Genomic DNA, 6,627 nt, shown 5'->3' on the forward strand with positions numbered 1-6,627 from the left:
TCCAGGAGGTCCTTTGGCTGCTGGAAACGATCTCCACGGCATTTCGAAGTCAAGAGATTTTGGACGGTTCCATCCAGGGCCGATACTTCAACAAGATCATTGGGGAATTGCGCCAGCGCGGCCGGGGGCACCAGGACCAGATCTTTCAGTGGATGATGACCCTGCACGGATATCTATCATCGCCGACCGGTGGTGGCGTTCGTCACGGGGTCGACCTTAAAGAGGGCCTTGCGCTCGAGATTGATGAGGCACGGCTCTACTGCAACCTAATCCGCAGCTACTTGACGTTCCTGATCGCTGAACATGAACGCCTTAGCCGCCGCGAAGCGCAGATATAGGAGGCTCCGTGAGCGACGATTCCGATAAAAAACAGACTGAATACGATCTCGAAACAGCGATTTCCGCAGCGATCGAGAAGGCATTTCCACGCCTCAACGCCGCGGGCATCCAGCATCAGATCGAATTCACAATTCGCCTAGGGCATGCGACGATCACCGCCAACGGGCGGGAAAGCTGGATCAAACGGGGACGGGCCGACATCCTCTTGGTGCTGGATGATAAGCCTGTGGCAATTCTGGAGCTGAAGAGACCCGATATCTCTGTGACCGACGACGATGGCAAGCAGGGCCTGTCTTATGCTCGTTTGTTGCCCGTCATGGCGCCTTTCGTCGTCGCGACCAATGGCGATCAACTGCAGATCATCGAAACTTTCTCTGGTCAGCCCTTCAAAGCAGAAAGTCCTGACGAGAAGGCGTTCGAAGCTTTGATGAAGTCCGCGGGAAAGGTCGCGGCGGGCGACCGCGACGACGCGATTTCTACCCTGATGGGAAGTGACCCGCAAATTTGGACGAAGGCTGTTGCTGTTGCTTCGGCGACGGCTATGAGCGAATTGACCGCAACGTCCGACCATCCTCGCCGCCCCTTTGGCCCGTTGAAGATTTTTCGACTAGCTACGCAGCGCCTCGTAAATCAGCTAGGGAGATCCCGGCTGGTGCTGGTTTCCGGACCACCCCTCGTCGGCAAAACCAACGTTCTCGAACAACTTATCCGCCTAACGGATACGCTTGATGCTGGCGGTTTATTCCTCGAGTGCGGTGCAAGCGAGATCTTCCGCAAGATTGCCGACCTTCTCTCGGACACGCTCGACTGGCACGTCGATCCGGAAGCGGCACGAAACTGGGTGCGTCAAATTTCTCGGACCGATGGACCAAGTTTGATACTCGCCATAGATCGTCTCGACCCCGACGACCGTGATGATGTTCGAATGATCGAAGACCTGATGTCGAGCAGGTTCGGCCTTGGCCTGCGGATTGTTGTAGGTCTGGATGAGGATGCAATTCGACGGGTGGTGGCCAGTTCGGATGGCCGTCGTGAGTCTGTCGTTGGTCGACACGCGACGATTGTTGAAGTCACTGATCTTGCAGATCGCGAGTATGTCGCGGCGCTGGAAGCCCTCGCAAAACTCGGCATGGGTATAATGGATGGAGGAGAGCACAGTCCAGACCTGCGTCGCGCTTGGCTCCTCCAAGCTATGGTGACACACGTCCTGGGGGTGAAACGGAAGCGAGAGGGTATAGCCGTATTTCCGGCAGTGCCCGGACTGGAAGTCATAGCTCAGGCGCGAGCGGATTTTAAGGACCCAGAACTCAGGCGCCGATTTCGTGGCGTTGCTCAAGCTATTGTTCTGGATGCCCAGGATCAAACAAAGCCATATTCGATGGCTCTTCAGCTCATGGGTCGTTACTTCGTTCGACGGGAAACACTCGAAGGCCGTTTGTCCACGTCTGATACCGAATGGTTAATCCGGAGCGGTTACCTCAATCCATCGATATCGGCTGAGAACACGCCGATGCTGAACGTGACCCTCCCCGAGCTGCTGGCAAGCGAATTGGCCCGACTTTTGGCGATCGAATTACGAGAGCGTGCCGACGATGATCCGGTCGATGCGGCCGAGTGGCTTGCCGGCGCTGCAAGTAATTTTCTGTTTGGTGACATAGTTGCCGCTCAGGCTTTTTTGGATCTCGGCGCTGTGAATCGTGACCTGCCGTATCCGTTGTTTCGAGCACTTGCGGACATGACGCCGTTTAGAGAGCAGATACATCCCGGCCAGCACCTGCAAGGCTGGGTCGAAGGTGTTGGCGATTTGGAGCTTCTCCCCCAGGAAGACGGCTCTGTGGTCCTGACGATCGACGGTGAAGAACACACCATCGACACCGAAGACGATCCCGGCGAAACCATTGGAAACGTCTTCGGATGGCAAATCCTCTCACAATTGGCATCGCGCCGCTTAACGGTCCAGACCGAAAGCGGCCAACACCGGCTTGATCCTCAAGCTTTGTTGCTTGTCGGCACTGCGGATTTCGTGTTGCGGCAATCGCGCAACGATATGCTCGCCGAATCCCTGCCGGTTCATGACGGTAAAGGCGGAGGCCAATTTATATGTCATGACGCCGGCGTCGTAGAGGCTATTACCCAATCGATGCTGAGATATCTGTCGACCGAGCCATTGGAAGCTCGCGATTCCTTCCTCACCGCGGCGATGGAAGTCGACAGCATCTATCTCACAGCCCGTCTCGACATCGCATTGCAAATGGTCGCGCGCTCGACCGATGCAGATCTCTCGACCTGGGCGAAGGAGGTGCTTGTCAAGCGCGTCCGCCCCGCGTTCTTGGGGTGCAAATGAAAACCTTCACGCAATCTCAACTTCAGGCGATCGCCGATGCATTGGGTGATACAGACTACGGCCTCACCGGCTCCGAAATCGGTCACCTGCTGGCAACGGTCAAGATAGTTGATACTGATCCACAGATGACAAAGCGTCATAGGCTGTACAATGCCTTCGCCTCTGACCAGAACAGTCGTAAGCAGCGAACCCATATCATCGCTTTTATACGCAAGGCGATGAAGCCTGAACGCTTCGCCAGAGATTCGGAACGCTTCGAACCGATGAGGCTCAATCTTAACCGCGCTTTGGCATTTGCCGGGCTGGCTGTAAAGGCGTCAGGTGAACTCGCCGCCGTCGATGCCGCGGAAACACTTTCGCAAGCAACCCGCCGTGCCTTAGAGTTGAGAGCCGATCTTACAAGCCGCGGCGTTCACCCTGATGTGCTGCGGTTTTGCCGCGAAGAGCTTCTTGTGGATAATTATTTCCACGCAGTTCTCGAGGCCGTGAAAAGTGTCGCCGACAAGATACGGCAACGTACGGGACTAACGGACGATGGCGCCGTTCTTGTCGATCGCGCCTTTAGCGGGGACGCACCAATGCTGGCGATAAACGAACTCCAGAGCGAAAGCGAAAAAGGCGAGCAACGTGGGTTCTCCAACCTTGTAAAAGGGACATTCAGCATGTTTCGCAACACGACGGCCCACGCGCCAAGGATCCATTGGCAGATGTCGAAAGAGGATGCGGAGGACCTGTTTTCAATGGTCTCTCTAATGCACCGGCGCATCGACGCGGCAATCATGCCGCCCCGGGTTTGAAGGTGGCCCCTGTGCTTGGGTCGGTTTCTCGACACGTGCATCTTTCTCACTGACGGCGGAGATACAACTTCTGGGTGGTGGAAACATTAAGCAATGACACGAGCGACGTGTTAATGTCAGACCGCGCGACGCAATCTGAGCTTGAAAGATTAGCGATCGTCTATCACTATAGATACGCCTTCTAAGCTTTTGATTTAGTAGGTGCGGGGGTGTCATGGGAGTACGCAGCCAAATTTCGAAACACACAGCGGCGGGGCAGTATCTGGGATACTCGCTTCAGCCGGTGCGACTTTGCTATTATCTCATGAAATGCCCGGATGGAGCGACGGTATCGCTTGAAGTGCTGGACGATGTTGCCGTTCATCAGGCGGACGGCAGGATCATAGTGGAGCAATGTAAAAGTGCAACGAAGCATAATCCTCTCACCGACTGGGCAGAGGATCTCTGGAAAACCCTCTGCAACTGGCTCGACTTTCTCGCGGCAGGCGAGCTCGACACGAAGACGATCCAGTATCGGCTCTATGTGACCCCAGCTAAGTTCGGTGAGATTGCAAAACTATTACATGAAGCCAAAACTGGCGATCAGGTCGATATTGCTGTCGATTCCATCAAAACACGCCTCGCCGGGATGAAGAAGAAGCCGGCCTGTAAGCAACTTGTCGCGCGTTTCTTAGAAGCCGATCCAGAACATCGGCAAATGCTTGTGAGCCGCCTGCGTATCATTAGTGAGGATGACGATCCTGTTGACCCCCTCCGCGAGATCTTCAAGCCGACGGTTTCGCCGTTGATCGTCGATTTGATATGCGAGCGCGCCATTGGAGCTGCGAAAGAAGCGGCAGACCGGATGATCCGCGCCGGACTCCCGGCGAAGATAGATGCGGATCGATTTCGCGCAGAGCTCCGAGCATTCATACAAAAGAACAATCTTCCAGGGTTTCTGTCGTCACTGACGGACCACCCATCGAGCGAAGCGGTAACGGAGGTGTTGCAGTCGAGGCCGACCTTTGTCCGCCAACTCGAGCTCATCGAAATTCCGGCTGAAGGTCGTGTTAGGGCTGTGAGCGATTATCTTCGAACAGCAGCAGACATTTCCAAGTGGGGCGAAAGTGGGCTGATTTTTGAGGCCAATCTCCGCGATTGGGACGAAGACCTGATCGGGCGCTATCAATTCATTGCCGGCGAGATCTCAGACACCCACGCGGCCCACGATGGCCAGACGCGCGGGCGAATTGTCTACCGGCGATGCGCCTCACTCCAACCTCCGTTTGAAGGCCGCGCTGTTCCAGGGCATTTCGTGCATGGGTCATTTAACGCGCTTTCAGAGAGCCGTCGCCTCGGCTGGCACCCGGACTTTTCCGTACTTCTAGAGGACGACGAATGACGGCTCCCCCTAACAGCGCAATGACCGACCTTAAGATCGTCCAAAATCCGGGCCTTGGTGCCTACTCGATCTGGCGGTTCGGCCTGGGCCATCAACTAACTGACGAGAGGCCCGTTTCGTTTGCATTGGCCTTCCTTGTTCTTCCAATTGTCCTGCATAGAGAGACGCTTCAAACCCTGATCGCGACGCAGAAAAGCTCTGGCTTGGCCCTTTTTGGATCGAAGCTTGGAAAAGAGCGGGAAAAGATCTTGGCCATTCACGACCGCACGCTGCTGCTTCGCAATCTGAGCCTCCAATCAGTCAGTCTTGGCGTCGGGACCAAACTTTTATCGATCGACTACGCCGAGGCGAAGCTACGCGCCAATGATCTCAATACCAAACCACGTCGGCCAGTCGTCCCAGAGCGGATCAAGGACATCGGAAATGGAGCTGAAAAGCTGGGGCTCTGGTTTTCCCAGCTGACCGCAGGGCAGATCGTGAGCACATTGCAGGTAGAATTCTAATGTATTTTCAGATCATCAAGCTCATTCTTTGGCCCCGCCGGGGTGGTGAGCCCCGCGTTGTCGATTTCAAACCTGGTATTGTGAACGTCATCAGTGGAGCTTCTAAAACGGGCAAATCGGCGGTTGTTCCGATCATCGACTACTGCCTCGGCTCGGATAAATGCACCATCCCCGTTGGCGTGATTAGGGAAAACTGCAGCTGGTTTGGCGTTCTCGTCGACACAATCGAAGGCCAGAAGCTTCTTGCTCGTCGCGAGCCAGGCGATCAGCAATCGACGGGGGACATGGTGTTCCTCGAGGGATCAGCGATCGCTGTTCCAGCAGAAATTACCGACAAAACCACGAACGTCGAGACCGTCAAGAGAGCCCTGAACAGATTGTCGGGCCTAACTGATCTAGAGTTCGAGCCGAATGCCGAGGGCGGCTACAAGTCGAGGCCGAGCTTCCGTGATCTGATGGCGTTCTCTTTCCAGCCACAAAACATCGTCGCGAACCCCGACGTGATGTTTTTTAAGGCCGACACAACCGAGCATCGAGAAAAGCTCAAAACGATTTTTCCTTATGTTCTAGGCGCCGTAACGGCAACCGTTCTACAAGCCCGCTTTGAACTAGATCGCCTGCAGCGATCTTTGCGTCGCAAAGAAACTGAACTTAAGACAATCGACTCTGCCAACAACGCTTGGAAGGCTGAAGCATTAGGCTGGTTACGTCAGGCGATTGAGCTTGGTATCCTTGCGTCTGACACGCAGCTTCCAAAGGAATGGCCTGACATAATCGACCTTCTCCGTCTGGTCGCAGGATCCAATTGGAGATCAGCGCGCCCCAACTTGCCAGGCATCGACGTCACATTGGCTCGTCTTGCCGACCTGCGCACGGCAGAGACCGAAATAGCTGGAGAGCTCACTGAGCACCGCCAGAGGCTGAATGAGTTGCGGCGCTTGGTGGAAAGTAGTGAAGCCTACGGCGATGCTATGCGGATTCAAAGGGATAGGATCGGACTAGCGGACTGGCTGAGGGGTCTTTCGGCTGATGTCACAGATCCAATCGTGTCACTTGGCGAAGGGGGTCGGGAGAAGATCCTGGCGCTCTGCGACAATCTCGATGGCCTTGAAATCCGATTGAGGACGCATCCAACACTCTCAAATACGCTTGATAAGGAAATCTTCCGGCTTCGTACCGCAGCCGAAACAACCTTGGAACAGCTGAACGGCGTTCGCACTGAAATTTCAAACCTGGAAAAAGACTCAGAAAGGACGCAAGCGG

General features: G+C 55.2%; 4 protein-coding genes and 2 pseudogenes. All 6 read left to right on the forward strand.

Features of this window, described 5'->3' with window-relative positions:
• Positions 1 to 338: pseudogene (locus tag T18_RS28030) on the forward strand (hypothetical protein); the annotation flags it as partial.
• A gap of 8 nt (positions 339 to 346) precedes the next feature.
• Positions 347 to 2,683 carry a type I restriction endonuclease gene (locus T18_RS24210; RefSeq protein WP_040132279.1) on the forward strand — a complete coding sequence of 779 codons (2,337 nt, stop codon included), beginning with the start codon at positions 347 to 349 and terminating at the stop codon, positions 2,681 to 2,683.
• Positions 2,680 to 3,480 (forward strand): TIGR02391 family protein, encoded by an 801-nt coding sequence (locus tag T18_RS24215; RefSeq protein ID WP_040132276.1) that lies wholly within the window; start codon positions 2,680 to 2,682, stop codon positions 3,478 to 3,480. The genes T18_RS24210 and T18_RS24215 overlap by 4 nt, the downstream gene beginning before the upstream one ends.
• Before the next feature lie 214 nt (positions 3,481 to 3,694).
• Positions 3,695 to 4,861: an ABC-three component system protein gene (locus T18_RS24220; protein WP_010892467.1), complete on the forward strand. Its 1,167-nt coding sequence runs from the start codon at positions 3,695 to 3,697 to the stop codon at positions 4,859 to 4,861.
• On the forward strand, positions 4,858 to 5,364 hold the full coding sequence (locus tag T18_RS24225; protein ID WP_010892466.1) for a three component ABC system middle component: 507 nt from the start codon (positions 4,858 to 4,860) through the stop codon (positions 5,362 to 5,364). The genes T18_RS24220 and T18_RS24225 overlap by 4 nt, the downstream gene beginning before the upstream one ends.
• Positions 5,364 to 6,627 (forward strand): annotated as a pseudogene (locus tag T18_RS28035) (DUF3732 domain-containing protein); the annotation flags it as partial. The gene T18_RS24225 and the pseudogene T18_RS28035, both read left to right, overlap by 1 nt.

Origin of the sequence: Rhizobium sp. TBD182, from assembly GCF_001950375.1 — a bacterium.
Classification (GTDB): domain Bacteria; phylum Pseudomonadota; class Alphaproteobacteria; order Rhizobiales; family Rhizobiaceae; genus Agrobacterium; species Agrobacterium tumefaciens.

Coding starts and splice junctions, on each gene's coding strand:
- T18_RS24215 (WP_040132276.1), top strand. CDS start 2,680: ATGAAAACCTTCACGCAATCTCAACTTCAGGCGATCGCCGATGCATTG.
- T18_RS24225 (WP_010892466.1), top strand. CDS start 4,858: ATGACGGCTCCCCCTAACAGCGCAATGACCGACCTTAAGATCGTCCAA.
- T18_RS24220 (WP_010892467.1), top strand. CDS start 3,695: ATGGGAGTACGCAGCCAAATTTCGAAACACACAGCGGCGGGGCAGTAT.